The organism is Streptomyces sp. YKOK-I1, from assembly GCF_054660435.1.
In genome coordinates, this window is the sequence record NZ_BAAGDR010000001.1 from 6,952,261 (window position 1) to 6,978,377 (window position 26,117).

Genomic DNA, 26,117 nt, shown 5'->3' on the forward strand with positions numbered 1-26,117 from the left:
CTCGCGGACATCTTCGGCCCGCCGCCACCTGCAGGGGGCCGATCAGGCGACCGCGCTGTGCGTTCTGCGCGGCCGGAGGGTGATGCGGGTCAGCGTTCGCCGCCCGGGACCCACAGGACGTCCCCGATCTCTTTGTTGGCCGTGCGCGCAAGGATGAACAAGAGGTCGGAGAGGCGGTTGAGGTAGGTCGCGGTGAGCGGGTTCATCGTCTCGGCGTGGGTCTCCAGGGCGGCCCACGTCGAGCGTTCGGCCCGGCGTACGACCGTGCAGGCCTGGTGGAGCAGGGCGGCGCCCGGGGTGCCGCCGGGCAGGATGAAGGAGCGGAGCTTCTCCAGCCGCTCGTTGAAGAGGTCGCAGTCCGCCTCCAGCCGGTCGACGTAGAACTGCTCGACCCGCAGCGGCGGGAACTGCGGGTTCTCCACCACCGGCGTCGACAGGTCCGCGCCCACGTCGAACAGGTCGTTCTGCACCCGGGTGAGGACCGCGACGACCTCCTCCTCCAGGCCGCCCAGCGCGATCGCGGTGCCGATGACCGCGTTCGCCTCGTTGGCGTCGGCGTAGGCCGCGATCCGCAGGTCGGTCTTGGCGACCCGGCTCATGTCACCGAGGGCGGTCGTGCCCTGGTCCCCGGTCCTGGTGTAGATGCGCGTCAGATTGACCATGCGGCCAATCTAGACCGTCCCCGCGGATCCGCCGCGTTCGCTGGGTCACGTCCGCCCCGCGAAGATCCAAACGGTGCGAATAGGCTTGAATCGGACAGGAATTGACGACGTGACCGGTGTCTCACGCCGTGAGACGTGAGACGCGTTACTAACCGGTCGCACAGCGCTCCACGAGCGCTAATCTCCGGCCGAGAGCCATACGTGAGCCATACGGCGAATGCGCCGGATGGTTGACGCCGGTGACATCCGAGGCGAGAGCGGGCAGGGCTTACTCCAAGCGCCGAAACCGCACAGGCCCCAGGGGTCTCACCCCTGCGGGTGAATTCGGTATCGGTTCGCTCACAGACGGCAACCTCCGACCGCTTCGCGCAGTCAGAGCATGCAACACCGGACATCACACCGCGGAGCACGAGACGCACGCTTAGGGGAGCGCTATGCACATCAGGGGCGACCACGTCGAGCTGGTCGTCGGGGGCCGCCTCGACGTGCGCAGCGCGGCGGACGCCCGCACGGCCCTGCACACGGCCGTGGACGACGGCGTCGGCGACCTGGTGCTCGACCTGTCCGAACTGGACTCCTGGGACGCCACCGGACTCGGCGTCATCATGGGCGTCCACCGACGGGCCGGCCGCTGCGGCCGGCGCCTGGTGCTGCGCGGCGTACCCCCGCAGATGCAACGCCTGCTGGTGGCCACCCGGCTGCACCGGATCCTCGCCATCGAGGGCGGCATCGGCGTGGAGTCCCTGCCCCGGGTCTGACCGCGACGGGGCCGACACGGGGCCACCTGCGGCGAAACGTACGGCGGGCACCAATCCTCACCGGACTGTGACGTCTCGGACCGCGCGGCACCCCGGACTGTCGTAGATACTGTGCGAAGGTTTACGGTTCGTCTGCCCGCCGCCCTCGGCCCTCTACCGAGCGGGCACCGGACCAGAAGCGACAGCGCAGTGTGCAGCGAGGCCGGGAGGGGCTACCGCCACACGACGCTCTTGGGGGGCTATAACCCATGGACCCGACGAACCAGGGGCCCGAGGAGTACGGTCACGAGGGCGACGGCCGCGCGCCGCGCCCCCGCCCGCCCAGGGACCCCCTCACGCCCGACTTCGGCGCGCACACCCCCGGACCCGCCCGCACGGTCCGCGTGGTCGCCGGCGAGCATCTCCTCACGGTCAACCCCGTGGACGGCAGCGAGATCGAACTCTGCCCGCCCACGGAGCGGCCCGGCCGCCCCGCCAAGCGGTCCGCCGAGGAACGCGCCGAGTACGACGAGCTCGCCGCCCGGCCGCCCGCCCCGGCCGGCCCCGCCCGGCCCGAACAGCCCCTGCTCGGCCGCCAGGACGAACGCGAACAGCTCGTCCGCCTGCTCGCCCGCGGCCGCTCCGTCCGTCTCACCGGACCCTCCGGCTCCGGCCGCACCAGCCTGCTCGACCTGGTCGCCGAGGACTGTGAGGACCTCGCCCCCGACGGCGTCGTCCGCCTCTGTGGCTACGGCCGCACCCCGGCCGAACTCCTCCACGACCTCTTCCACACCGTCCACGACGCCGACCTGCACCGCCCCGACCCCGAGGAACTGCGCACCCTCGTCCGGGAGATCGGCGCGGTCGTGGTCGTCGACGACCTCGGCTTCGGCGGCGCGCTCCTCGACGAGCTCCTGGACGCCACCCCCGAGTGCGCCTTCCTGCTCGGCGCCACCCCCGACACCCCGCTGCCCTCCGCCGACTCCGCCGTCGAGGAGGTCGTCCTCAGCGGCCTCGACCGGGCCGGCGGCGTGGACGTCATCGAGCGCGCCGTGGGCCGCACCCTCACCGAGGAGGAGGCCAACTGGGCCGGCGACCTCTGGTTCGAGTCCGAGGGCCTGCCGCTGCGCTTCGTCCAGGCCGGCGCCCTGCTGCGGCAGCGCGACCAGCTGCGCGCCGACGTGGACGCCGTGGACACGTTCGGCGTGTTCGAGGACGCCCGCCCGCTCGCCGCCCCCGTCGACGCCGGAGCCGGTGAGGCCGAGGAGATACCCCTGCCCTCCCTCGGCGAGGCCGCCGCGCCCGCCCCGCTGCTCGCCGCCCGGCTCAGCGCCTCCGCCCGCGCCACCCTGCGCTTCGCCGTCGCCCTGGACGGCGAGGTCCCGCACCAGGCCCATCTGCCCGCCCTGGTCGGCGACACCCACGCCGACGCCGCCCTCGGCGAACTCGTCGCGTGCGGACTGGTCTCCCCGGTCGGCGTCCGCTACCGGCTCGCCGCCGGCATCCAGACCCAGCTGGAGGCCGCCGGATACGACGACGACACCGAGGCGCGCGCCGCGTCCGCCGCCCAGCACTACGCCTGGTGGGCCGGCCACCCCTCGGTCACCCCCGAGCGGGTCTGCGCCGAGGCGGACGCCGTCCTCACCGCCCTCGCCCTCGTGGTGCCCTCGACGACCCCGCCCGCCGAGGACGAGGAGGCCACCTCGGTCCGCCTCGCCCGTGCCGCGGCGCCCGCGTTCGCCGCCGGACTGCACTGGAGCGCCTGGGAGAGCGCCCTGCACGAGGGCGCCGAGGCGGCCCGGCTCGCCGGGGAGTCCGCCGACCGCGCCTACTTCCACCACGAACTCGGCGTCCTCGCCCTGTGCGCCGGGGACCTCGACCGGGCCCGCTCCGAACTCGAGGCCTCCCTCGGGCTGCGCGGCGCCCTCACCGACAAGCGCGGCACCGTCGCCGGCCGCCGCGCCCTCGCGCTGGTCGCCGACGCCTCCGGGGACGTGCCGGGCCTCGCCGCCCTGACGATCGGCGAGGAGGTGGCCGACGCCCGCCCCGAGGAGCCCGTGTCCCCGCCGCGCGGCATCCAGGCGGCGCTGCCGACCTATCCGCCCGAGGCCCAGACCGTCGTCCACCGCGCGGTGACCCCGCCGCCCGCCCCGGCCCCGCAGCCCCGGCGCCAGGGCGGCCTCAAGGGCCTCGCCAAGCGCAACCTCGTCGCGGCCGGAGCGGGCGCGCTCCTCGTCGCCGTCCTCGGTACGGTCGTCACGCTCGGCGCGACCTCCAACAACGACGCGGGCGATCCCGCCGACCGCGGCGGCGTCAACCCCTCCGCCAGCTCCGGCCTCGACGACGGCGGCCTGGACTCCGACACCCCGGGCGCCGACACCGGCACCGGCGACACGGGCACGGCGACCAGCCGGCCCACGGACCCGGGCCCGGACGGGACGATGGGGACCTCGGACGACCCCACGCCGTCGGAGTCGGCGTCGGCGACGGAGAGCGGCTCGACGGGGGCGACCAGCGGCACCTCCCCGTCCCCGTCGCGGTCCACCTCATCGAGCCCGTCCTCCCGGCCCTCGCCCTCGTCGAGCCCGTCGGCATCGAGCAGCTCGGGTACGGGCAGCTCGCCGTCCCCCTCGTCGAGTCCGTCGTCGAGCCCCTCCAGCTCGCCGAGCGGCAGCCCGGCGACGGCGAGCAGCTCGGTCTCCTCCGCCCCGATCAGCTCCGCCAGCTCCTCCCAGAACAGCGGCGCGAGCACATCGGACCCGGTGATCTGAGACACCCCCGCACACGAGCGAAGGCCGGGTTCCTCTCCAGGAACCCGGCCTTCACCGTCGTAGCACCCCCGCGGGACCGTCCGCTCAGAACAGCCGCAGCTTGTCGTCCTCGATGCCGCGCAGGGCGTCGTAGTCCAGGACCTGGCAGCCGATGCCGCGGTCCGTGGCGAGGACGCGGGCCTGCGGCTTGATCTCCTGCGCGGCGAAGATGCCGCGGACCGGCGCGAGATGCGGGTCGCGGTTCAACAGCTCCAGATAGCGCGTGAGTTGCTCCACGCCGTCGATCTCGCCGCGCCGCTTGATCTCGACCGCGACGGTCTGCCCCGTCGCGTCCCGGCAGAGGATGTCGACCGGGCCGATGGCCGTCATGTACTCGCGGCGGATGAGGGTGTAGCCCTCGCCGAGGGTCTCGATGCGGTCGGCGAGCAGCTCCTGGAGGTGCGCTTCCACGCCGTCCTTGATCAGGCCCGGATCGACGCCCAGTTCGTGCGACGAGTCGTGGAGAATCTCCTCCATCGTGATGATGAGCTTCTCTCCGCCCTTGTTGACGACGGTCCAGACGCCCTCCTCCTCGCCCGTGCCCTCCTTCAGCGTGCAGGGCGGCGACATCCAGTTCAGGGGCTTGTAGGCCCGGTCGTCCGCGTGGATCGAGACGCTGCCGTCCGCCTTCACCAGGATGAGACGGGGGGCGGAGGGGAGATGGGCGGTGAGCCGGCCGGCGTAGTCGACGGAGCACCGGGCGATGACGAGACGCATGGTCGGCAACGCTATCCGACACCTTGCGCCCCACGCGATTCGCCCTGGAAAACGATCGTTCGGACTACGGCCGACTCTGGCCGATTGTGTGCCCCATAGGGACCGCCTATGTGCCCATTCTCCTGGTGCCGTCACGGTCAGTTGCCTACCGTAGTAAACGGGAGGTCGCGATGCGTGTACTCAGCGTTGCGGTGTTTTGGCATGGCGAACTCCCGTGCCCTGTCCGGCAACCCCTGCTCTCTTAGGGGTGCGAGAGGAGAACCCATGTCGCTCGACGTCTCACCGGCCCTACTCGAACAGGCCGAGCGAGGCGAGGTCGACGAAGCTGAATTCGTCGACTGCGTCCGGACCTCCCTGCCCTACGCATGGGAGATGATCAGCTCCCTGGTGGCCCAGCTGAAGGTGGACGGCGGAGCCTTCGCCGACAACCAGACGCCCCCGCCGGACGAGCAGGCGCGCGGGCAGCTGCTGCGCGCGCTCGCGAGTGACGCCATACGCGGCGCCCTGCAGCGGCACTTCGGTGTCCGGCTGGCCTTCCAGAACTGCCACCGGGTGGCGGTGTTCCCGTTGGACGCGGCTGTCGACGAGAAGCTCGCCCGCTTCACCTCGGTGCGCAGCCAGGTGCTGAACCAGTCGCCGGAATTCCGGGACTGCTGAGGCATCGGTGTGAGCCTGTTGCTTGCCGCTCCGCACGCAGGAGGTGCGAACCGTACCGGAGCGGCAAGCTCCCGGCCGTCCCGCCCCGTTCAGCGAAGCCGGGGGAGCACCTCCGCGCCCAGCCGCCGGACGTTCTCCTCGGTGGCCGCCAGGTCGCCCGAGCCCTCCACGAGCAGGGCGAAGCGCGAGATGCCGGTCCGTTCGCAGGTCGCCGCGAGACGGTCGGCACACAGCCGCGGGGTGCCCACCGGGTGCAGCCCGCAGAGCAGTTCGGTGTACGCCACCGGGTCCCGCATGGAGCGGGGGCGGCCGTCCACCGTCACATGGGCGTCGAGCCCCTGCCGCAGCCAGCCCGGCATCGCCTTCACGAGGGTCTCCACCGCGTCCGTGCGCCGGTCCGCGAGCTGGCAGACGCCCGCCGAGACATGGGCCGCGGCCCGGATCTCGTCGCCCGAGCGCCCCGCCGCGCGCGCGTGCTGCCGCCACAGGGCGACCATCTCCGCCTTCTCCTCGTCCCCGACGTGCATCCCGAGCAGCATCGGCAGCCCGCGCTCGGCGGCCAGCCGGACACTCGCCGGTGAGGTGCACGCCACGATCACCTCCGGGCCCCCGGTGTCCGTCAGCGCCTCCGACGGGCGGGGGACGACGGGGACTTCACGGAAGCGGAAGCGTTCGCCCTCCGCTCCCACGGACGGCTCGCGCAGCCAGCGCACCAGCAGATCGAGTGATTCCGGGAACCCCTTCTCGTACGCCGCGAGGCCCGATCCGAAGACCTCGAGATCGATCCACGGCCCGCCGCGGCCCACGCCCAGCGAGAACCGGCCGCCGCTCGTCAGATGCAGCAGCGCGGCCTGTTCGCCGAGGGCGACGGGATGGACGGTGGGCAGCACGCTCACCGCCGTACCGACCCGGATGCGCCGGGTGCGGCCCAGCAGCAGCGCGGCGAGGGTGACCGCCGACGGGCAGGTGCCGTACGGCACGAAGTGGTGCTCGCCCAGCCAGACCGAGTCGAGGCCCGACTCCTCGGCGACCTCCGCGGAGCGGACCGCGCGGTGCAGCGCCTCTCCCTGGCCCTGTCCGGGGAACTGGGCACCCAACACGAAACTACCAACGCGCATGGACTTTCCTGCTTCCTTGGCTCCGACACGGAGCTCCCCCACCCGGCATAACCGGCTGACACGTGCCGAGGACACGGCCTGGCGGAGAGATTTGCCGATTGTCTGCAGAATGGGGTGTCGGGCAGGGGGACTTGTGGGGATCGGTCCCTTCCGGGTACCCGTGTCGGCGCCGCGTAGGCTGGACGGGAACCCTGCTTCCTGTATAGCCCTGTGAGGTGTTCCGTGTCCCCGCGTCGCAACCGACCCAAGGGTGCCGATCCGTCCGGCGCGTCCGGCTCGTCCGGCCGGAGCGCCGAGGACGACCGCGCGAGCCGGTACGGCGGCTGGCAGTCCTCGGTGAGCTGGCAGGGCGAGGAGTGGAACGTACGGCATGTGGCCGGCGCGAGCGCGCAGGGCAAGAGCTACCGGTGCCCCGGCTGCGACCTGATGATCCCGGACGGGGTGCCGCATGTCGTCGCCTGGCCCGAGCACGCGGGCGTCGACGACCGCCGGCACTGGCACAAGGCCTGCTGGAACGCGCGGGACCGCCGCACCCCGGGGGTGCAGCGGTCCCGTAACGCGCCTCGCTTCTGAGCGTGCTCCCGGCTAGACGTCCCGCTTCTCCAGCAGGGCGAAGGCCCCGGCGAACGCGGCGGCCGTGACGCCGAGCGCGATCCACAGCGGGTCCCAGCCGGAGGGGCCGGTCTCGCTGAGCTGGGTGGAGTACCAGACGCCGAGCTGGCTGGGGATCGAGTACTCGAACAGGGCCTCGCGCAGCTTCTGCAGCGACTCGGAGAACATGAAGATCGCGATGACCAGCGGGGCCAGCAGCAGGCCGATCATGATGGTGATGGCGCCCGCGGAGTGCCGGATGATCGAGCCGACGGCCAGGGACAGCAGCCCCAGCAACGCGATGTAGAGGGACACGCCGACGGTGGCCTTCAGCCACTCGCCGGCCGAGGGCTCGCGCGCGTCGGTGAACAGCGCCGCGTCCACCATGGCGACGAATCCGGTGGAGACCAGGGTCACGACGAACGCGATCGCGAAGAACACGATGCCCTTCGCCGCGAGGACCCGGCCGCGCGAGGGGCAGGCGACCATCGTGGTGCGGATCATGCCGGTGCCGTACTCGGAGGCGGTGGTGAGCACGCCGAGCGTGATGATCGGCATGCTGCCCAGGAGCACGCCGAAGAAGCCGAAGGACAGCGGGCTGTCACCCGCGAGGTCGCCCTCGGAGGCGTTCGCGTCGACGATCAGCGCGACCATCATCCCGATGCCGACGACGAGGAGCACGAACACCCCGAGCGTCCACATCGTCGACCGCACCGACCGGATCTTCGTCCACTCCGACGCGATGGCGTGCCCGAGGTGCGTGCGCACGACGGGAATCGGCGAGGTGTAGCCCGGGACGGCGTACGAGGGACCGGGCGCCCCCTGCCAGCCGGGCGCGGCGGCCTGCGGGGCCGGGTGCTGCGGGGTGCTCATCGGGCGTCCTCGGGCTGAGTCGTCGGGGCGGCATCGGAAACGGGGGCCTTCGCCGGCGAAGCAGGAGCGACCGCCACCGACCCCTGCGAAGCGACGGCCTGCGCGGCGGCCGCCACCGACGGGGCGGTCTGCGCGGCGGCCGGGGCCACCGGCGGGGTGGTCTGGGCGGCGGCCGGCGCTACGGACGGGGCGGTCTGGGCGGTGGTCGGGGCCACCGGCGGGGCAGCCTGGGCGGTGGCCCTCGGGGCCTCTGCCGGGGCGGCAGCCGCTGCGGGCGGTACCGGGCTTCCGGCCGACGGCGCGGGAGCCTGGGCGTACGGGTTGGCGCCGGCCGGGGCCGGGGGCGCGACGGGGGCGCCGTAGCCGGTGCCGTACGGCTGCGCGGGCTGCGGCGGGGCGTAGCCGTGCTGCGGGGGCGGTGGGGCGTACCAGCCGGGCTGTCCCTGGCCGGGGACCGGCATGGGCGGCATGGCGCCGGGCGGCAGCGGCTGCTGGAGGCCTTCCTTCTGGTCGGTCGTCGAGCGGTAGTCGACGGCGCCCTGCGTCATCCGCATGTACGCCTCCTCCAGCGAGGCCTGGTGCGGCGACAGCTCCCACAGGCGTACGTCCGTGTCGTGGGCGATGTCACTGATCTGCGGCAGCGCCAGTCCGGTCACCCGCAGGGCGCCGTCCTGCTCGGGCAGGACATGGCCGCCCGCCGCCGACAGCGCCCCCGCGAGCTTCTCGCGGAGCTGCGGCTCGGTCTGCGGGGTGCGGACCCGCGCGAAGTCCGCCGAGTTGGCCGAGATGAAGTCCCTCACGCTCATGTCGGACAGCAGCTGACCGCGTCCGATCACGATCAGATGGTCCGCGGTCAGCGCCATCTCGCTCATCAGGTGCGAGGAGACGAAGACCGTGCGGCCCTCCGCCGCGAGGGACTTCATCAGGTTGCGCACCCAGAGGATGCCCTCGGGGTCGAGGCCGTTGACCGGCTCGTCGAACAGCAGCACCTGCGGATCGCCGAGCAGCGCCGCCGCGATGCCGAGCCGCTGCCCCATACCGAGCGAGAAGCCCTTGGAGCGCCGCTTCGCCACGTCCTGGAGCCCGACCACGCCGAGCACCTCGTCCACCCGGCGGGCGGGGATGCCCGAGAGCTGGGCCAGGGACAGCAGATGGCTGCGCGCCGACCTGCCGCCGTGCACGGCCTTGGCGTCGAGCAGCGCACCCACCTGGCGGGCCGCGTTCGGCAGCCTGCGGTACGGGTAGCCGCCGATCGTGACCGTCCCCGAGGTGGGGTTGTCCAGGCCGAGGATCATCCTCATCGTCGTCGACTTGCCCGAGCCGTTCGGCCCGAGGAAGCCGGTGACGGCACCCGGCCGTACCTGGAAGGAAAGGTTGTACACAGCGGTCTTGTCGCCGTAGCGCTTGGTCAGGCCGACTGCCTCGATCATGCTCCGCACCCATCGACAGGTTCAGGACAGCGGGGCACACGCCCCCGTAAGGGTTAGGAGCTTATCGAGGCGCTGACGGTTCCGCCCAAATCAAAGTAAAGCCCAGAGCTTCACACCGGTCCGCACGCCACGAAGCCCGCTGCCACCCCTGGCAACGGGCTTCGTCCGACATCGGCCGGTGTACCCCGAGGGTTACCGGGACTGCTGCGCCGGCACTCCGCGGGAGATCGGCTCGTCGTCCGCGACCGGCGCGCCGGCCGCGGCCACCGCGGCGCCCGTCAGCGTGGCGAGCATCTCGCGGACGTTCGTCAGCTGCGCGTTGATGCTGTCGCGGCGGTTGGTGAGGGCCGCCAGCTCGCGCTCGGATTCCGAACGGATCCGGTCCGCCTTGGCGTTGGCGTCGGCCACGATGTCCTCGGCCTGGCGCTGCGCCGTCTCGACGGTCTGGCGGGCGCGGCGCTCGGCGTCCGTGCGCAGCTTCTCCGCCTCCAGGCGCAGCTGCTCCGCGCGGTGCTCGATCTCCGCGAGACGCTTCTCCGCCTTCTGCTGACGGGACGCCAGGTCACGCTCGGACTGCTCGCGGCGCTTGGCCAGGTTGGTCTCGAAGTCGGCGGCGGCCTGCGCGGCCTTGGCGCGGGTCTCCTCGAAGAGGGCGTCCGCCTCCTCGCGCTTCGACTGCGCGTCCTTCTGGGCCTCCTGGCGCAGCTGCGACGCGTCGCTCTTGGCCTTCTCGACGATCCGGACGCCCTCGTCCTCTGCCTTGGCCTTGCGGTCCGCAGCGAACGATTCTGCGTCGTTGCGCACCTGCTGGGCCGCCGACTCGGCGAGCTCGCGGTGCTGCTCGGACGCGCGACGGGCTTCCTCGCGCAGATCCTTGGCCTCCTCCTCGGCGAGGCGGAGGATCTTCTCGACCCGCGCGCCGAGCCCGGCGTACGACGGCTCGGCGTCGGTGACCTGGGCCTGGGCGTTCTGGGTCTCGAGGTGGAGCTCCTCGATGCGCTTTTCCAGAGCGGTGATGCGGGCGAGAGCGCTGTCACGGTCGGAGACGAGCTTGGAGATCCGTTCGTCCACCTGAGCGCGGTCGTACCCACGCCGCACTAGCTCGAAGCCGTAGGGGGAAGTGTCGCTCATGGGGTTCCTGTCGAATGAGACCGGTGAGGTGATAGGTGGAATCCTAGGGGCCAGAGCGCTGTGTCATCGAGCGTATGCGTGTTTGATCTGAGGAATGACACCCCTTTTGGGTGGCTGAACCCCACACCCCTTGCCAAAAACTCAGGGTAAGAGGGCAGACTTTAACGCAATCCACACATTCTGTTAGCCGTCAGTGGACTTCCCACCCGATCGTGGCGCGCCGATGCTCGCGCCGGCCCGGACGCTCCCGTCCTTGTTCCCGGACGGGATCTCGAAGGACTCCAGCGCCTCCAGCACATCCTGGACCCGGGAGATCTCGGCGTTGATGTCCTCACGCCGCCGCACCAGGACCTCCAGCTCGCGCTTGCCCTCCTCGACCGTGAGCCGCGCCTCGCGGATCGCCTCGGCCTTGAGCTCCTCGGCCTCCCGGATCAGCGCCGACTTCTTCTGCTCGGCCTCCTTCAGCAGGCCCTCCGCCTTCTTCACGGCGGCGATCCGGACCTTGCCGGCCTCGGAGTTGGCCTCCGACACCAGCTCCTTCGCCTTGGCCTGCGCCTTGGCGAGCTGCTCCTCGGACGCCTTGATCAGCGCGTCGCAGCGGTCGCCGGTCGACTTCATCGTCTCCGCGGCCTCGCGGCGGGCCCGCTCGTGCAGCGACTCGATCTCGGCGGTGATGCGGTCGCGCAGCTCCTCCGCGCGCTCCCTTATGGCGGTGGCGTCCCGGCGGGCGCCGACGAGCAGCTCGTCCGCGTCCGTACGGGCCTTCTCCACCCGGGTGTTGCCCTCGCGCGTCGCCTCGGAGACCAGCCGGTCGGCCTCGGTACGGGCCGCGCCCACCATCGAGTCGGCCTGCGTCTCGGCGTCCGCGGTGGTCTGCAGCGCCTGCTCCTGAGCCTCCGTCAGCAGCTTGTCGACCTCGGCCGTGGTCTCCGTGATGAGCGTGTCGACCTGCTCGGCCGCCTCGGAGCGCCGCCTGTTGGCCTCCTTGCGGGAGGAGTCCAGCGTCTCGTCGGCCTCGTCGCGGGCCACGCTCAGCATGCGGTCGGCCTCCGCCGCCGCCTGCGCCTTGACCCGCTCCGACTCCAGCCGGATCCGCTCGGCGGCCTGCTGCGCCGAACCCACCGTCTCGGCGGCCTCGGCCCGCAGCCGCTCCGCGTCGCCGCTCGCGTCCTGGATCAGCTTCTCCGCCCGGGCGACGGACTCGGCACGGACCCGCTCGGCCTCCGCGGCCGTGTCGGCCGTCAGCCGCTCCGCCTCGGCGATGGTCTCCGTCTGGAGCCGCTCCGCCTCGTTGCGGGCCTCGGTGATCAGGGTGTCCGCCTGGGTCGCCGCGTCCGACCGGATGCGGTTGGCGTCCTCGCGGGCCTCGGCCCGGGTGCGGGACGCGGCCTGGTCGGCCTCCGCCAGCGCGTCCGAGGCCTCCGTGCGCACCCGCTGGGCGTACGCCGACGACTCCGCGCGCAGCCGCTCGGCCTCCGCGATCGCCTCGCCGACGGTCCGCTCGGCCAGTTCCTGCGCCGCCTCGGCGGCGTCGTTCGCCTCGCGGCGGATCCGGCTCGCGTCCTCGCTGGCCCGCTCCCGCTCGGCGTAGGCGTCGGAGCGGACCCGGTCCGCCTCCTCCTCGGCCTCCCGCCGGGTGCGGTCCGCGGCGTGCTCGGCGGCCGAGCGCAGCCCGTTGATCTCCTCCTGGGCCTGCTCGTGCAGCCCCGTCACGGAGTCCCGTACCTGCTGGGCGTGGAGTTCGGCCGCGCCGACCATCTCGCCGGAGCGCCGGTCGGCCTCCTCGACCAGCCGGACCGCCTCGGTCTGCGCCTCCTCCACCCGGTTGCGCGCCGACGCCAGCAGCTCCTCGGACTGCGCCCGGGCCCGCTCGCGCTCCTGGTCGGCCTCCTGACGGGCGGAGCCGAGGAGCTCCTCGGCCTCGCGGCGCCGGCGGACGGCCTCCTCCTGGGCGGCGTCCAGCGTCTCGGTCGCCTCGTCGGCCAGCCGCTCGGCGGCCGCCGTGGCCTCCGTGCGCACCCGGTCGGCGAAGTCCTGCGCCTCGTTCTTGAGCCGCTCGGCCTCGGCCGCGGCATCCGACCGCAGGCGTACGGCGACGGCCTCGCCCTCGGCGCGCGAGGCGGACGCGTCGGCCGCGGCCTCGGTGCGCAGCCGGTCGATCTCGTCGGCGGCCTGCTGCTGGAGCGTACGGATCCGCTCGGCGGCCTCGGTGCGCAGCCGGTCGGCCTCGTCGGCGGCCTCGCGGCGGATCCGGGCGGCCTCCTCACGCGCGTCCGTCAGCGCCTGCTCGGCGGACGCCAGCCGCGACTCGGCCTCCGTGTGCAGCCGGGTCAGCTCCTCGGCGGCCTCCGCCTGCCGGGCCTCGACCCCGCGCTCGGTCTCCTCGCGCAGCTCCTCCGCCGCGCGCTCGGCGCCGGAGGTGATGGTCTCGGCGAGCTCCACCGCCTCCTCGCGGGAGCGCTCGGCCTCGGCGCGGGTGCGCTCCAGGGTTTCCTCGGCCTGCCGGCGCAGGGTGGTGGCGCGCTCGATGGCCTCGGTGCGGACCTTCTCGCTGTCCGCCGTGGCCTTCTGGCGCAGCTCGTCCGCGTCGGCCTTCGCCTTGGACAGCAGCTCCTCGGCCGACCGGGCGGCCTCCTCGATCTGCTGGACGGCCTCCCTGCGGGCCTCCGCGCGGATCTTCTCGCCCTCGCCGACCGCGTCCGAGCGCAGCTGCTCGGCCTCGCCGCGCAGCCGGCGCGCCTCCTCCTGCAGCTCGACCGTCTTGGCGCGGTACTCCTTGGTGTCGTCCTTCGCGGAGCCCTTGAGCTGCTCGGCGATGTCGTGCGCCTCGGCGCGCAGCCGGTCCGCCTCGTTCTCCGCCTCCCGGCGGATCCGCTCGGCCTCCTCGGCGGCGGCCTTGGTGGTGCCCCGCGCGTCCGCCTGCGCCTTGTTGAGGACGTCCTCGGCGGTCTTGGCCGCCTTCGACAGCTGGGTGGCGCTCTCCTCGGCGGTGATCGTGCGGGCCTTCTCGGAGGCCTCCGCGACGATCTTCTCGGCCTCGGCGCGGGCGTCGGCGACGACCTGCTCCGCGTCCGCCTTGGTGGTCTCGGCCTCCTGGCTGGCCTCGGTGACCAGCCGGGCGACCTGCTCCTTCGCCGTACGGGTGCGCTGCTCGTTGGTGGCCTCGGCGCTCGCGAGGGCCTTCTCGGCGGAGGCATTGGCCTCGGCGACGACCTTCTCGGCCTCGGACTGGGCCTTGCGCAGCGCCTCCTCGGCGTCGGCCATCCGCTGCTCGGCGGCGCGGCTCAGCTCACCCGCGTGGCGGCGGGCCGAGTCCGACTCGTTCGCCGTGGAGCTGCGCATCGCCTCGGCGTGCTCGGTGGCCTCCTGGGCCTGGGTGGAGGCGGCGTTCAGCATCCGCTCGGCGTCGGTGCGGGCGCGCAGCAGGAGCTGCTCGGCCTCCGCGCGGGTCTGCTCCGCGTCGGCCTGGAGCCGCTGGCGGGCCTCCGCGGCCACCCGTTCGGCCTCGGCGCGGGCGGCGGCCATGGCCTGCTCGGCCTCGGCCCGGGACTCCTCGAGGAGACGGCGGGCCTGGGCCTCGGTCCGGGCGCGCAGCTGCTCCGCCCAGGCCACGTTCTCGTTGACGTGCGACTCGACGGTCTGCCGGCGCTCCGCCAGCTCCTGGTCGAGCTGCTGGCGCCGGCTGACGGCCTCCTGGTGCAGCTCGGCCTGGAGCCGGGCCGCCTGCTCGGCGTGCTCCTGGAGGATGCGCTGGGTCTGCGCGCGGACCTGGCTCAGCTCACGCTCGGCGTCCTGGCGCAACTGGTCGGCCTGCATCTGCGCGTTGCGCAGCATCTGCTCGGCCTGGTACCCGAGGTCGCCGCCGTCGAAGGACGGCCGGGACATGAGTGTGCGGCGCGCCTCGTGCAACTTGGCGCGCAGCACCTCGACCTGGTAGCCGAGGTCCTCGGCATGCTGGATCGCCTTCTCACGCTCGGTCTTCAGCCGCTTCATCTCGGCTTCGAACCGTGTGAGGTGGTCGACGTCAGCCGCCGGTTCCCGCTCCTGGCTCTCGTAGCCCCGCACTGCGCGGTCCCATCCGTCCCTGGTCGCAAGCTTGCCGAACGAGCTCCGTCCATCCGCCGAACGGGGCCCCCGGGGAATGGTGTCAGATCAACGACGGAGCATGGGCTGCTGCCCCGACGCTCGTCCCCCGAAACCCGGACCCCGGCAACGTCCCGCCGTCCAAGGCAGCAGGACCGGCCGCCCTGGTGGAGCGACGACCGCCCCCAACCCTACCGGCCCATATGTACGAGGGTCAGTGCTCAGGTGACTCAACAGGTGCCGAAGTGACCAGTTCTGTCAGTACTCCGTGGCAATCCTTGGGGTGCAGGAAGGTGATTCGTGACCCCATGGAGCCGCGTCGCGGCTCTTCGTACAGAACGCGTACGCCCTTGGAGCGGATGTCCGCGGCCTCGCCGTCCACATCCGCCGTACCGAAAGCGATGTGGTGGACGCCCTCGCCGTTCTTGTCGAGCCACTTGGCGACGGTGGAGTCCGGGCGGGTCGGCTCCAGAAGCTGCAGGTAGGAGGCGCCGCCGTCGGAGGTCTCGTTGATCTTGAGCATGGCTTCCCGGACACCCTGCTCCTCGTTGACCTCCGAGTGGAACACCTCGAATCCGTACGTGGAGCGGTAGAACTCGACAGTCGCGTCGAGGTCGTGACAGGCGATCCCGATGTGGTCGATTCGCGTCAGCATGGTGTTAGTGGAGCGCGGCGGAGGTGGTTACGCAACGTGCGCGCGATCACACTGAAGGGCCGATGACGGCACGGAGTGCCACTCAGTACATTCGCAGTAAACCCTCGTTCACTCCTCGGCCAGTGCAGGCCGGTAAGGGGATTCGCAGCTCATGACTGGATCGACTGGAACGAACAGCAGGACCTCGGTGATCGTCGCGGGCGCGCGGACGCCCATGGGACGGCTGCTGGGCTCGCTGAAGTCCTTCTCCGGAGCCGACCTCGGCGGCTTCGCGATCAAGGCCGCCCTGGACCGCGCCGGGATCGGCGGCGACCAGGTGCAGTATGTGATCATGGGCCAGGTGCTCCAGGCCGGAGCGGGCCAGATCCCGGCCCGCCAGGCCGCCGTCAAGGCCGGCATCCCGATGAACGTCCCGGCGCTCACCATCAACAAGGTGTGTCTGTCCGGCCTCGACGCGATCGCGCTGGCCGACCAGCTGATCCGCGCGGGTGAGTTCGACGTGGTCGTCGCGGGCGGCCAGGAGTCCATGACCAACGCCCCCCACCTGCTGCCGAAGTCCCGCGAGGGCTTCAAGTACGGCGCGATCGAGATGCTCGACGCGATGGCGTACGACGGTCTCACCGACGCCTTCGAGAACATCGCCATGGGCGAGTCCACGGAGAAGCACAACACGCGCCTCGGCATCCTGCGCCCCGAGCAGGACGAGATCGCCGCGCTGTCCCACCAGCGGGCCGCCGCCGCGCAGAAGAACGGGATCTTCGAGGCCGAGATCACCCCGGTCGAGATCCCGCAGCGCAAGGGCGAGCCGGTGGTCTTCAGCAAGGACGAGGGCATCCGCGGCGACACCACCGCGGAGTCGCTCGGCAAGCTGCGCCCGGCCTTCACCAGGGACGGCACGATCACCGCGGGCACGTCCTCGCAGATCTCCGACGGCGCCGCCGCGGTCGTCGTGATGAGCAAGGCCAAGGCCGAGGAGCTGGGGCTCGCCTGGATCGCCGAGATCGGCGCCCACGGCAACGTGGCGGGCCCGGACAACTCGCTCCAGTCCCAGCCCTCCAACGCCATCACGCACGCCCTCGCGAAGGAGGGCCTCGGCGTCGCGGACCTCGACCTCATCGAGATCAACGAGGCCTTCGCCGCCGTCGCGGTCCAGTCAATGAAGGACCTCGGCGTGTCCACGGAAAAGGTGAACGTCAACGGGGGTGCGATCGCCCTCGGCCACCCGATCGGCATGTCCGGCGCCCGCCTCGTCCTCCACCTGGCCCTGGAGCTCAGGCGGCGCGGCGGCGGCGTCGGCGCGGCCGCGCTCTGCGGCGGCGGCGGCCAGGGCGACGCCCTGATCGTCCGCGTACCCAAGGCCTGAGCCGCTGGCCCGGCCCCGCGGGCTTGAGCCACCGGCCCGGGTCTGCGGCTTGCGCCTGCGGCCCGGGCTCGGGTGCTTGGGTCTGCGGCCCGATGCGGCGGTCTGGGCCTGGGGCTTGAGCCGGCGGCCTGGGTCTGTGGCTTGAGCCGGTGGTCTGGGTCTGTGGCTTGAGCTGGTGGGCCTGGGTCTATGGCCTGAGCTGGCGGTCCGGGTTCGTGGCCTGAGCCGCTGGTTAGGGTCCGTGGCTTGGGCCGCTGGCTTGGGTCTGCGGCCCGATGCGGCGGCCTGGGCCTGGGGCTTGAGCTGGTGGTCCGGGTCCGTGGCCTGAGCCGACGGCCTGGGCCTGTGGCCTGAGCTGGTGGCCTGGGCCTGTGGCTTGAGCCGGTGGTCTGGGTCTGTGGCTTGAGCTGGTGGGCCTGGGTCTATGGCCTGAGCTGGCGGTCCGGGTTCGTGGCTTGAGCCGCTGGTTAGGGTCCGTGGCTTGGGCCGCTGGCTTGGGTCTGCGGCCCGATGCGGCGGTCTGGGTCCGTGGCTTGAGCCGACGGCCTGGGCCTGTGGCTTGAGCCGACGGCCTGGGCCTGTGGCTTGAGCTGGTGGTCCGGGTCTGTGGCTTGAGCTGTCGGCCTGGGTGTGTAGCCCGATGGGGCGGCCCGGGTCCGTGGTCTGAGTCTGTGGTCTGGGTACGTGGCCCGGTGCGGCGGCCCCGGTCCGTGGACTGAGTCGGCGGTTCGGTCCGTGGTGGATCTCTTCGTGAACGGAGCTGTGATGCAGGACGTGCCCTCGCTGGTCGCCCAGGCCAGGGAAGGTCGGCCCAGGGCCGTGGCCCGGCTGATCTCGCTCGTGGAGGGGGCGTCCCCGCAGCTCCGTGAGGTCATGGCGGCCCTGGCCCCGCTCACCGGCAACGCCTATGTCGTCGGCCTCACCGGCTCCCCGGGCGTCGGCAAGTCCACCTCGACGTCCGCGCTGGTGACGGCGTACCGCAGACAGGGCAGGCGGGTCGGCGTGCTCGCCGTGGACCCGTCGTCGCCGTTCTCCGGCGGCGCCCTGCTCGGCGACCGGGTGCGGATGTCCGACCATGCCTCGGACCCCGGTGTCTACATCCGCTCCATGGCCACCCGGGGCCATCTGGGCGGCCTCGCCTGGTCCGCCCCGCAGGCGATCCGGGTGCTGGACGCGGCGGGCTGCGAGGTGATCCTGGTCGAGACGGTCGGCGTCGGCCAGTCGGAGGTCGAGATCGCCTCCCAGGCGGACACCAGCGTCGTCCTGCTCGCCCCCGGCATGGGCGACGGCATCCAGGCGGCCAAGGCCGGGATCCTGGAGATCGGCGATGTGTACGTCGTCAACAAGGCCGACCGGGACGGCGCCGACGCCACCGCCCGGGAACTGAACCACATGCTGGGCCTCGGCCAGCCCCGCAGGCCGGGGGAGTGGCGCCCGCCGATCGTCAAGACGGTCGCCTCCCGCGCCGAGGGCGTCGACGAGGTCGTCGAGGCCCTGGAGAAGCACCGCGCCTGGATGGAGGAGCACGGCGTCCTCACCGAGCGCCGCCGCGCCCGCGCCGCCCACGAGGTCGAGACGATCGCCGTCACGGCCCTGCGTCGGCGCATCGGAGACCTGCACGGCGACCGCCGCCTCGGCGCCCTGGCCGAGCGGATCGTCGCGGGCGAACTGGACGCCTACCGGGCGGCGGACGAGCTGATCGCGGGCCTCACCGCGAGCTGATCCCTCGTCATGCGGGCGCCCCCGCTGGTACGTTGACCCCCATGTTCCTCGCCCAGGCATAGAGCGCGCACCGAGCCACCGCCCCACGAAGGGCCGGGTGGCCCTCAGGTGTCCCCGCTCACGCCTCCTTCGAGGAACTCCCATGTCGCATTCCTACGCGGCCGTGCTGCGCCTCCCGCATGCCCGCCGCACCTTCGCCGCCGCCCTGCTCGGCAGGCTGTCGTACGGCGTCGTCCCGCTGTCCGTGATGCTCTCCGTGACCCGCGCCTGCGGCTCGTACACCGTGGCCGGCGCGGTGATGGCCCTGTTCGGCGGCACCGCCGTGTTCCTGTCGCCCGCCCGGGCGGCCCTCGTCGACCGCCTCGGCCCCCGCCGGGCGCTCCCCGCGATGAACGCCGCCTACCTCACCCTCCTGGCCCTGCTGACCCTCTCCCTCACCCGCCCCTCCCCGCTCGTCCTGGCCCCGCTCGCCGCGGCCGCGGGGTCCTGCTGCCCGCCGCTCGGGCCGACCATGCGGGCGGTGTGGGGCCGGCTGGCCCCCGACCGGGGGCTGCTGCAACGCGCCTACAGCCTCGACGGGGTCGCCGAGGAACTGCTCTTCGTCACGGGGCCCCTGCTGGTCGGCGTCCTGGCCGGGTTCGCCCCGCCGGCCGCCGGGATCGGCCTCGGCGCGGTCCTGATGGGCGTGGGGACGGCCGCCTTCGTGACCTCCCCGGCGGTGCGGGAGGTGCCGCCGGGGAAGGGGGCCGGGCGGCGCGGCGGAGGCGGCGGGCCGGGCCGGCTCGCGCGGCCGGTGGCCGCCGCCCTGGCCGTGGGGCTCGCGATCGGGGTGGCCGACCTGCTGATCGTGGCGTTCACCGAGAGCCATGGCTACGGCGGTGCGTACCCGGCCTGGCTGCTGGCGGCGATGTCGGCCGGGAGCGCGATCGGCGGGCTGACGCACGGTGCCGTGTCCTGGCGGGGCGCTCCCGGGGCACGTCTGCCGCTGCTCACGGCGGGTCTCGGGCTGACCCTGTGCGCCGCCGGACTGGCACCGGGTGTCGTCACCCTCGCCGCGGCCGTCGCGGCCGTCGGGTTCTTCGTGTCGCCGACGATCACCACCGGCTATCTGATGGCGGACGAGAGCGCCGCGCCCGAGGCCCGGGTGCGGGCCGGGGCCTGGGTCAACACGGCCGTCAACGCGGGCAGCACGGCCGGTACGGCGGTCGCGGGCGCGCTGGCCGGGCGGCTGCCGGTCGCGGCGTGCTTCGCACTGACGGGCGCGGTGGTGCTGACGACGGCGTCGGCCGTCGCCCTGCGCTCCGTCGGGGGCGGTCGGCGCGTGCCCGCGTGACCTTCCCGGTGCGCGCGGAACGCCGCCGGCCGGAGCCCGGACCGGGCCCCGGCCGGCGGTCGCCCGGGTGTGGTTACGGGCGTCCCCGCTGGCCGCGCAGGTGCTCGGCGATCGGCTTCAGGGACTTGTCGAGGTCCACGAGGGCCTCGGGGGAGAGGAGGTCGATGAAGTGCCGGCGCACGGATGCCACATGATGCGGGGCGACCTTCATCATGGTCTCCATGCCATGCTCGGTCAGGACCGCGTAGAGCCCCCGGCGGTCGGACTCGCAGTTCTCGCGCCGGACCAGGTTCGCGTTCTCCATGCGGGTGATCTGGTGCGAGAGACGGCTCTTGGACTGGAGGGTGGCGGACGCGAGGTCGCTCATCCGCATCCGGACGTCCTCCGACTCGGAGAGGTTCACCAGGATCTCGTAGTCGTTCATGGTCAGGCCGAACGGCTGCAGGTCCTTCTCGAGCTGGTACGTCAACAGCCTGTTGACCTCCAGGTGGGTGCGCCAGGCGCACTGCTCCGCATCGGTCAGCCAGCGCGTGGCCGTTTCGGTCTCCATATGTGAAGTCTACCTAAAATGTTGAAAGGCGAACTAGTGAGGGTGGTGTGACGGTGCGCACGCGTTCGATGTCACACTCCGCAGACTACCGCTCACAGCCCGAAGCGACGCTGGAGGTCTCCCAGCTGTCCGGGAAGGCGCGGTACGCCGCTCTGACCGCCGTGCCCACCCGGGACACCTGGCATTCCGCCCCCGCCGGGCACTCCCGGCTCATGCGGAACGGCCCCCGTGGCCTGCTCCACCATGAGGGTCTCGGTCGACTGCAGCAGCACCGTGCCGGCACCGACGAACTCGAACTGGTGCTCCTCCCCGGAGGCCCCGCCGAGGCCCGTCAGCGCACGTAGACCGCCCATGACACCCGTCATGTACCCGTGGTCGTAGTGATGGCACGGGGAGGGGCAGTCGGCCCAGCCGACGAGTGCCTGGGGATCCACCCGAAGGGGAGGTTCCATGAACACCACCGGGCCGTTAGATGCGGCCACGAACTTTCCGGTTCCGATCAGCGTGAGAAATCCCGGCACGATCGACTGCTTGAGGGACAGAGTTGGCTGAAAAGCGAGCAGATTGCCCGAGCGAATGGTCAGATTGCCGTCGTCCAGGTCGTACGAATTGACGTCGAAGGCCCGGTCGGCGAGGAGCATCTTGCCCGAGCCCTCCGCCACGACCCAGTCGCTCGCGTGCAGAGGCGAATGGAACGAGGTGCGCACCAGACGGTCCAGCCGGCCGTGCCCGATGCCGTTGAAGTCGATCGAGCCGTAGTAGGCGATCATCTTCCCCTTCTGGAGGAACCACTGGCTCCCCTTCAGCTCCACACAGAAGGTGTAGTGGTTGACGTTGTCGTCGACCGGGAGGGTCATCGGGTCGTACACGGTGGGGCCGGCATGGCCCGCGCCCGGGTGGTGGCTCACAGCTTCTCCTCCGACGCCTGGACGAACACCGCACCACTGCCGCTGAGCTCCAGCTGGAACGCCTCGCCGGAGCCGCGCCCCACCATGTCCCGCCAGCCGAGCGCCGTCGAGAGCTTGTTGCGCACGTCGCCGTGATGGGCGACGTAGGCCTGCGGATCGACATGGACCGGGCGCTGCGGGGTGATCGGGATCTCGAAGACCCCGCCGTGGGCCATCACGGCGACCGCGCCCTGCCCCTTGAGGGTGGTGGTGAACAGGCCCTGGCCGCTGATCTGACCCCGGACCATGCCCATCACCCCGCCCTGGGAGCCCAGGAACATCGTGCCCTGCTGGAGGGTGCCCTCGAAGGCGAGCAGCCGGTCCGCCTCGACGTACAGGGTGTCGCCGGTGAGCCGGATGACCTGGACGTGGTGGCCGCCGTGCCCGAACAGGACCGTGCCGCTGCCCTCGACCGTCATCAGCGGGGTGTCCTCGTTGGCCAGCCGCCGGCCGATCATGGACATCACACCGCCCTGACCGCCCTGCATGTTGGGGGTGAAGGAGACCTCGCCGCGGTACGCCAGCATGGCGCCGCGCTGACTGAACAGCCGCTGCCCCGGCGCGATCGTCGCCTCGACCATTTTGGAGTTGATCTCTCGGAAGGTCACCTCAGACGTCCCCCGCGATCGTGTTGCGCTCGCTCGGCTGGACGTACACCAGACCGTCCCCCTCGAAGCGGATCTGGAAGGCCTCGCCGCCGCCCTCGCCCAGGAACGTGCGGAACGTCACACCGGACTGGAAGGACTGACGGACGTTCCCCTGGTGCGCGATGTACGCCCCCGGGTCGACGGTCAGCGGGTACTGCGGGCTGACCCGCAGCACGACGGCCGGTCCGTCGGAGGTGATGGCCGCCTGGCCGTGCCCCTCCACCGTCGTCGTGAACAGCCCGTTGCCCTGGGAGGCGCCGCGCAGACCGGTGAAACTCGTCCCCGTCCGCAGGCCCGCGTCCGTCGCGAGCAGATTGCTCGACTCCACGAACAACTTGTCCCCCTGGAGGCTGACGAGGTTGATCTCGGAGGCGCGGTCGGCGAACCAGCACGTCCCCTGTCCCCTCACCTCCATCACGGTCATCTGCTCGCCGGTGAGCCGCCGGGTCACCATCCCCCGGATCCCCTCACCGCCGCCACTGAGCTTCTTGAAGGCCATCTGACCGTCGTACGCGACCATCGAGCCGTTCTTCGCCTTCACGGCGTCCCCGGTCATGTCGACGGCGAGCACCTTGCTGCCTTGCAGTCGGAACATCGCCACGCTGCGAAGGTAGCGGCCCCGTGGGTGCGCAGAACAGCACCTGTGGGTGGAGAACGACCCTGACCGCACCCCTAGGTGAACCGTTTGCCACAATGGGCGAACCCTTGTGCGTGCGTTCACAAGCGAACCGACCGACGTAGTCCCCCCGAAGTCCCCCCGAAGGTGACCCCGTGGACCTGAAGACCGCCTCCGCCCTCCGCCGCCTCCGACTGGTCTCCGCCCCGGAGGCCGTCTCGTTCCTGCTGCTGCTCGTCTGCTCGGTGCTGAAGCGGACCACGGACTTCAACGCGGTGCCCGTGATGGGCATGGTCCACGGCATCCTGTTCGTCCTGTATGTCCTGTTCTGGGCGGATGCCTGGAACCGCGCCAAGTGGTCCCTGAAGACGGCCGCCCTCTACTTCGTCCTCTCGGTCCTGCCGACCGGCGGCTTCTTCGCCGAGCGCAGGCTGCGCCGCGAGGCCGAGAGCGCGGTCGACGCGGCCATCGCCGCCCGCGCCCGCAAGGAAGGCGTGGTGAACGCGTGATCGTCGCCTTCTCCGTCACCCCGCTCGGCGTGGGCGAGGACGTGGGGGAGTACGTCGCCGAGGCCGTCCGCGTGGTCCGCGCGTCCGGCCTGCCCCATCGCACCGACGCCATGTTCACCTCCGTCGAGGGCGACTGGGACGAGGTCATGGACGTCGTCCGGCGTGCCGTGGCCGCCGTGGAGGAGCGCGCGCCCCGTGTCTCCCTCGTCCTCAAGGCGGACATCCGACCGGGGGTGACGGACGGTCTGACGTCGAAGGTGGAGACGGTCGAGCGGTACCTCGCGGACTGAGCGGTTCCCCCCCCCGGCGGGCCCTGGGCAGGGCGTCCGCGGGGCGGCTCACCGCCGCGCGGACGCCCGCCGCAGGTACTGCCGCACCGCCCGCTGGGCCACCGGGCCGAGTTCCTCCAGGGCGGCGACCAGGAGGCCCAGCTGTTCCAGGGCGTCCAGCGCGGAGGTGGCGCCGGCCGCGTCCACCCCTTCGTACAGTTCGATCCCGACGAACGAGGCCGCGACGGCCCGTGCGAGACCCGGGGGGTCGGTGAACTCGCCGAACGGGGTGCCGGTGAGCACGCGTTCGAGGACCTTCTCGATCTCCGCGACCCACAGGTCGAGGCCCGCCGCCGTGGCCGGGCCCAGCGTCGCGTGGGTCGGGGCGCCCGCCAGCAGCTGGCCGAGGAGCGGCACATGGCCGCCCGCGCGCTCCTGGTCGTGGATCTCGCGCCCCAGGGCGAGGAGTTCGGTCAGTGAGGCGACGGCGGCGAGACGGGGCCGGTAGCGCGCCACCGTGCGCTCGGCGCCGTAGCGGCAGGCCGCCGCGAGCAGTTCGTCCACCGAGCCGAAGTGGTAGAAGACCAGCGCCTGGTTGACACCGGCGGTCGCCGCGATCGTCCGCGCCGACGCCTTGGCGATCCCCTGCTCGGTGAGCGTGCGCAGGGTGCCTTCCAGCAGCTTGGTCCGGGTGTCCGGGCCGGTCCTCGGTGCGGGGCTCAATCGGGTGCCTCCGTGCGCGGAAAATGGTCGATACGGGTGAAATGCGGGTGAATTACGGGCCCCACCGGTGGCGCTCCGACGGGTCCTGTGTTCGAGCCCGGACCTCGTCGAGGCGGACCCGGACGCACGCCTCCATGAAGATCGTCATACGAATCCCCCAGGTCGGGGCCTGTTTGAGCGATCGCTCAAACAGCTCGCGAGGGACGGTACACCCGTTTGAGCAGTCGCTCAATAGGGCGACCGGGGGACGGGTTTCGACCCGGCGGGCGCTGGCTAATCTCTCCCGGTGTCGATCAAGTCCTGTGTGATGAACCGTTGTTCGGCCGCCGTGCTCCTGGCGGCCTCGCTGGCCTTCCTCGCGTCCGGAGCCGGTACGCACACGCGTGCGGAACACTCCGGCCACGCGTGTGTGCTCGCCCCCGGCGAGCTGACCGTCGACGACCTGCCCGCCGGCTCCTCCGCGACCCGCTGTGGCGCCGTGGGCCGTCTGGTCACCCATGGCGGCGCCGGCCTCACGGTCCCCGAACCCGGCACCAAGGCCAGCGTCGACTCCCTCACGGCGGACGGTTCCAGCCGCGGCTTCACCCTGGCCGTCGCCGCCGACGGCACGGTGTCCTACGGCTACGACGACGGCGAGGACGACCGCAGTCACGGCGACGCCGGGCACCGTCCGTCGGGCAAGGGCGCCCGCCCCACCCGCCTCAGGGGCAGCCGCGCCGACGCCCCCGCCCCCTGCGCGGACACCGCCTACTCCGTGGCCGACCGCAAGGAGTACGGCACGTACGAGTGGTTCGTCGGCGACGGCCCCCAGCCGGGCGACCTGCCCCGCCGTCAGGTCCGCCAGGCCTTCGAGGAGGGCATCACCGCCATCATCCGCGGCCGCAACGCCTGCGGACTCGCCGACACCATCGGGGCCCGCGCGAGGTTCCTGGCCGCCACCGGCCACGAGGCCGGGATCGACCACATGGCCCGCTGCACCGACCGGGACGGCATGAACGTCTGGGACGCCGGGGACCTCAGCAGCGACAGCGTCGCCACGACCTGCTCCTGGAGCCGCCCCGTCTCCCGCGGCCCGGACCGGCTGATCGAGGCCGACGTCCGCTTCAACATCCACGACTACACGTTCACCGACGACCCGACGGGCGACTGCGACGACGCGTACGACATCCGCAGCGTCGCCACCCACGAGGCCGGCCATGTCTTCGGCCTGGGCCATGTCGGGTCCGGCCACGAGAACCTCACCATGTACCCCAGCTCCTTCGCCTGCTCCACCACCGCCCGCACCCTCGGCAAGGGCGATGTGCTGGGCCTGCGCAGCATCTACTGAACGCCGCCGTCCGCCGGACGCGCGAAGACCCCCGCGCGCCCGGCGGACCGAAAGCCGAGACAGGGCTCACCACGATATGACCGGCGGGTAGGGTCGATTCCGTGCCGAAGCCGCTCAGTCTCCCCTTCGATCCCATCGCGCGCGCCGACGAGCTCTGGAAGCAGCGGTGGGGCAACGTGCCGTCCATGTCGGCGATCACGTCGATCATGCGGGCGCACCAGATCCTGCTCGCCGAGGTCGACGCGGTGGTCAAGCCGTACGGGCTGACGTTCGCCCGCTACGAGGCACTGGTGCTGCTCACCTTCTCCAAGGAGGGCGAGCTGACCATGTCGAAGATCGGCGAGCGGCTCCAGGTGCACCCCACCTCGGTGACCAACACCGTCGACCGCCTCGTGAAGTCGGGCCTGGTCGCCCGGCGCCCCAACCCCAACGACGGCCGCGGCACCCTCGCCGTCATCACCGCCAAGGGCCGCGAGGTCGTCGAGGCGGCCACCCGCGACCTCATGGCGATGGACTTCGGGCTCGGCGTGTACGACGCGGAGGAGTGCGCCGAGATCTTCGCGATGCTGCGCCCGCTGCGGGTCGCGGCGCGTGACTTCGACGAGGGCCGGCCCGGGGGCTGACCCGGCCCAAGATCTACCGGAACG

The 26,117-nt window shown here is 72.2% G+C and carries 24 protein-coding genes; 11 read left to right on the forward strand and 13 right to left on the reverse strand.

Translation table 11 applies throughout. The features are described 5' to 3' along the window. Positions 1-89: 89 nt before the first annotated feature. Complete coding sequence (locus tag ACYQ8Q_RS31140; RefSeq protein ID WP_460069558.1) at positions 90-662, reverse strand: cob(I)yrinic acid a,c-diamide adenosyltransferase; 573 nt, start codon at positions 660-662, stop codon at positions 90-92. A 434-nt stretch (positions 663-1,096) separates the two neighbouring features. Here ACYQ8Q_RS31140 and ACYQ8Q_RS31145 point away from each other — a divergent pair, with 434 nt between their 5' ends. After that, positions 1,097-1,420: an STAS domain-containing protein gene (locus ACYQ8Q_RS31145; protein WP_020131168.1), complete on the forward strand. Its 324-nt coding sequence runs from the start codon at positions 1,097-1,099 to the stop codon at positions 1,418-1,420. A 248-nt stretch (positions 1,421-1,668) separates the two neighbouring features. Further along, positions 1,669-4,170: an ATP-binding protein gene (locus ACYQ8Q_RS31150; RefSeq protein ID WP_460069560.1), complete on the forward strand. Its 2,502-nt coding sequence runs from the start codon at positions 1,669-1,671 to the stop codon at positions 4,168-4,170. A gap of 84 nt (positions 4,171-4,254) precedes the next feature. On the opposite strand, the gene nucS is transcribed toward ACYQ8Q_RS31150, so the two are convergent. Then, positions 4,255-4,926, reverse strand: coding sequence for an endonuclease NucS (gene nucS, locus ACYQ8Q_RS31155; protein WP_460069562.1), 672 nt, complete (start codon positions 4,924-4,926; stop codon positions 4,255-4,257). A 264-nt stretch (positions 4,927-5,190) separates the two neighbouring features. Here nucS and ACYQ8Q_RS31160 point away from each other — a divergent pair, with 264 nt between their 5' ends. After that, entirely contained in the window at positions 5,191-5,583 is a 393-nt protein-coding gene (locus ACYQ8Q_RS31160) for an SCO5389 family protein (protein WP_358999350.1), read from the forward strand. Between the two features lie 89 nt (positions 5,584-5,672). Here the strand turns inward: ACYQ8Q_RS31160 and ACYQ8Q_RS31165 are convergent, their stop codons facing one another. Further along, entirely contained in the window at positions 5,673-6,701 is a 1,029-nt protein-coding gene (locus tag ACYQ8Q_RS31165) for an LLM class flavin-dependent oxidoreductase (protein ID WP_460069564.1), read from the reverse strand. A 222-nt stretch (positions 6,702-6,923) separates the two neighbouring features. On the opposite strand from ACYQ8Q_RS31165, the gene ACYQ8Q_RS31170 reads away from it, so the two are divergent. Beyond that, positions 6,924-7,274, forward strand: coding sequence for an ATP/GTP-binding protein (locus ACYQ8Q_RS31170; RefSeq protein WP_460069566.1), 351 nt, complete (start codon positions 6,924-6,926; stop codon positions 7,272-7,274). Positions 7,275-7,286: 12 nt separating this feature from the next. Here the strand turns inward: ACYQ8Q_RS31170 and ACYQ8Q_RS31175 are convergent, their stop codons facing one another. The 5 genes from ACYQ8Q_RS31175 to mce all read right to left on the reverse strand — a co-directional run bounded on the left by ACYQ8Q_RS31175 (position 7,287) and on the right by mce (position 15,464). Next, entirely contained in the window at positions 7,287-8,165 is an 879-nt protein-coding gene (locus ACYQ8Q_RS31175; protein ID WP_460069567.1) for an ABC transporter permease, read from the reverse strand. Then, on the reverse strand, positions 8,162-9,595 hold the full coding sequence (locus tag ACYQ8Q_RS31180; protein WP_460069568.1) for an ABC transporter ATP-binding protein: 1,434 nt from the start codon (positions 9,593-9,595) through the stop codon (positions 8,162-8,164). The genes ACYQ8Q_RS31175 and ACYQ8Q_RS31180 overlap by 4 nt, the downstream gene beginning before the upstream one ends. A 192-nt stretch (positions 9,596-9,787) precedes the next feature. Next, the gene (locus tag ACYQ8Q_RS31185; protein WP_359272381.1) at positions 9,788-10,726 is read right to left on the reverse strand and encodes a coiled-coil domain-containing protein; all 939 of its coding nucleotides are present in this window, start codon (positions 10,724-10,726) and stop codon (positions 9,788-9,790) included. Between the two features lie 183 nt (positions 10,727-10,909). Further along, positions 10,910-14,791: a polarized growth protein Scy gene (gene scy, locus ACYQ8Q_RS31190; RefSeq protein WP_460069570.1), complete on the reverse strand. Its 3,882-nt coding sequence runs from the start codon at positions 14,789-14,791 to the stop codon at positions 10,910-10,912. 232 nt (positions 14,792-15,023) lie between these two features. Next, positions 15,024-15,464, reverse strand: a complete 441-nt coding sequence (mce, locus tag ACYQ8Q_RS31195; RefSeq protein ID WP_107441870.1) for a methylmalonyl-CoA epimerase — start codon at positions 15,462-15,464, stop codon at positions 15,024-15,026. Positions 15,465-15,615: 151 nt separating this feature from the next. On the opposite strand from mce, the gene ACYQ8Q_RS31200 reads away from it, so the two are divergent. The 3 genes from ACYQ8Q_RS31200 (at position 15,616) to ACYQ8Q_RS31210 (ending at position 19,882) form a co-directional block, all read left to right on the forward strand. Then, positions 15,616-16,827, forward strand: coding sequence for an acetyl-CoA C-acetyltransferase (locus tag ACYQ8Q_RS31200; protein WP_460069573.1), 1,212 nt, complete (start codon positions 15,616-15,618; stop codon positions 16,825-16,827). Between the two features lie 765 nt (positions 16,828-17,592). After that, a complete protein-coding gene (gene meaB, locus ACYQ8Q_RS31205) occupies positions 17,593-18,549 on the forward strand; it encodes a methylmalonyl Co-A mutase-associated GTPase MeaB (RefSeq protein ID WP_460073567.1) in 957 nt (318 codons plus the stop codon). A gap of 142 nt (positions 18,550-18,691) precedes the next feature. Further along, positions 18,692-19,882, forward strand: coding sequence for an MFS transporter (locus ACYQ8Q_RS31210; RefSeq protein WP_460069574.1), 1,191 nt, complete (start codon positions 18,692-18,694; stop codon positions 19,880-19,882). Positions 19,883-19,955: 73 nt separating this feature from the next. Here the strand turns inward: ACYQ8Q_RS31210 and ACYQ8Q_RS31215 are convergent, their stop codons facing one another. From ACYQ8Q_RS31215 to ACYQ8Q_RS31230, 4 genes are all read right to left on the reverse strand, one after another. Continuing rightward, positions 19,956-20,432, reverse strand: a complete 477-nt coding sequence (locus ACYQ8Q_RS31215; protein WP_133917204.1) for a MarR family winged helix-turn-helix transcriptional regulator — start codon at positions 20,430-20,432, stop codon at positions 19,956-19,958. Positions 20,433-20,524: 92 nt separating this feature from the next. Then, positions 20,525-21,289: an AIM24 family protein gene (locus tag ACYQ8Q_RS31220; RefSeq protein WP_460073569.1), complete on the reverse strand. Its 765-nt coding sequence runs from the start codon at positions 21,287-21,289 to the stop codon at positions 20,525-20,527. 47 nt (positions 21,290-21,336) lie between these two features. Next, the gene (locus tag ACYQ8Q_RS31225) at positions 21,337-21,987 is read right to left on the reverse strand and encodes an AIM24 family protein (RefSeq protein WP_460069576.1); all 651 of its coding nucleotides are present in this window, start codon (positions 21,985-21,987) and stop codon (positions 21,337-21,339) included. A 1-nt stretch (position 21,988) separates the two neighbouring features. After that, on the reverse strand, positions 21,989-22,621 hold the full coding sequence (locus ACYQ8Q_RS31230) for an AIM24 family protein (RefSeq protein ID WP_358999479.1): 633 nt from the start codon (positions 22,619-22,621) through the stop codon (positions 21,989-21,991). 176 nt (positions 22,622-22,797) lie between these two features. Between ACYQ8Q_RS31230 and ACYQ8Q_RS31235 the strand changes: the two genes are divergently transcribed. After that, the gene (locus tag ACYQ8Q_RS31235; protein ID WP_460069578.1) at positions 22,798-23,151 is read left to right on the forward strand and encodes a DUF3817 domain-containing protein; all 354 of its coding nucleotides are present in this window, start codon (positions 22,798-22,800) and stop codon (positions 23,149-23,151) included. Then, entirely contained in the window at positions 23,148-23,441 is a 294-nt protein-coding gene (locus tag ACYQ8Q_RS31240; RefSeq protein WP_358999390.1) for an MTH1187 family thiamine-binding protein, read from the forward strand. Before ACYQ8Q_RS31235 ends, ACYQ8Q_RS31240 begins: the two co-directional genes overlap by 4 nt. Before the next feature lie 48 nt (positions 23,442-23,489). Here the strand turns inward: ACYQ8Q_RS31240 and ACYQ8Q_RS31245 are convergent, their stop codons facing one another. Further along, on the reverse strand, positions 23,490-24,143 hold the full coding sequence (locus ACYQ8Q_RS31245) for a TetR/AcrR family transcriptional regulator (protein ID WP_460069581.1): 654 nt from the start codon (positions 24,141-24,143) through the stop codon (positions 23,490-23,492). Between the two features lie 286 nt (positions 24,144-24,429). Between ACYQ8Q_RS31245 and ACYQ8Q_RS31250 the strand changes: the two genes are divergently transcribed. Both ACYQ8Q_RS31250 and ACYQ8Q_RS31255 read left to right on the forward strand, forming a co-directional pair. Next, positions 24,430-25,470, forward strand: coding sequence for a matrixin family metalloprotease (locus ACYQ8Q_RS31250; protein WP_460069583.1), 1,041 nt, complete (start codon positions 24,430-24,432; stop codon positions 25,468-25,470). 101 nt (positions 25,471-25,571) lie between these two features. Continuing rightward, a complete protein-coding gene (locus ACYQ8Q_RS31255; RefSeq protein WP_460069585.1) occupies positions 25,572-26,093 on the forward strand; it encodes a MarR family winged helix-turn-helix transcriptional regulator in 522 nt (173 codons plus the stop codon). The last annotated feature ends 24 nt before the right edge of the window (positions 26,094-26,117 follow it).

Coding starts and splice junctions, on each gene's coding strand:
- ACYQ8Q_RS31165 (WP_460069564.1), bottom strand. CDS start 6,701: ATGCGCGTTGGTAGTTTCGTGTTGGGTGCCCAGTTCCCCGGACAGGGC.
- ACYQ8Q_RS31145 (WP_020131168.1), top strand. CDS start 1,097: ATGCACATCAGGGGCGACCACGTCGAGCTGGTCGTCGGGGGCCGCCTC.
- ACYQ8Q_RS31215 (WP_133917204.1), bottom strand. CDS start 20,432: ATGGAGACCGAAACGGCCACGCGCTGGCTGACCGATGCGGAGCAGTGC.
- ACYQ8Q_RS31210 (WP_460069574.1), top strand. CDS start 18,692: ATGTCGCATTCCTACGCGGCCGTGCTGCGCCTCCCGCATGCCCGCCGC.
- ACYQ8Q_RS31140 (WP_460069558.1), bottom strand. CDS start 662: ATGGTCAATCTGACGCGCATCTACACCAGGACCGGGGACCAGGGCACG.
- ACYQ8Q_RS31160 (WP_358999350.1), top strand. CDS start 5,191: ATGTCGCTCGACGTCTCACCGGCCCTACTCGAACAGGCCGAGCGAGGC.
- meaB (WP_460073567.1), top strand. CDS start 17,593: ATGCAGGACGTGCCCTCGCTGGTCGCCCAGGCCAGGGAAGGTCGGCCC.
- ACYQ8Q_RS31200 (WP_460069573.1), top strand. CDS start 15,616: ATGACTGGATCGACTGGAACGAACAGCAGGACCTCGGTGATCGTCGCG.
- ACYQ8Q_RS31150 (WP_460069560.1), top strand. CDS start 1,669: ATGGACCCGACGAACCAGGGGCCCGAGGAGTACGGTCACGAGGGCGAC.
- nucS (WP_460069562.1), bottom strand. CDS start 4,926: ATGCGTCTCGTCATCGCCCGGTGCTCCGTCGACTACGCCGGCCGGCTC.
- ACYQ8Q_RS31175 (WP_460069567.1), bottom strand. CDS start 8,165: ATGAGCACCCCGCAGCACCCGGCCCCGCAGGCCGCCGCGCCCGGCTGG.
- ACYQ8Q_RS31230 (WP_358999479.1), bottom strand. CDS start 22,621: ATGTTCCGACTGCAAGGCAGCAAGGTGCTCGCCGTCGACATGACCGGG.
- ACYQ8Q_RS31180 (WP_460069568.1), bottom strand. CDS start 9,595: ATGATCGAGGCAGTCGGCCTGACCAAGCGCTACGGCGACAAGACCGCT.
- mce (WP_107441870.1), bottom strand. CDS start 15,464: ATGCTGACGCGAATCGACCACATCGGGATCGCCTGTCACGACCTCGAC.
- ACYQ8Q_RS31220 (WP_460073569.1), bottom strand. CDS start 21,289: ATGACCCTCCCGGTCGACGACAACGTCAACCACTACACCTTCTGTGTG.
- ACYQ8Q_RS31185 (WP_359272381.1), bottom strand. CDS start 10,726: ATGAGCGACACTTCCCCCTACGGCTTCGAGCTAGTGCGGCGTGGGTAC.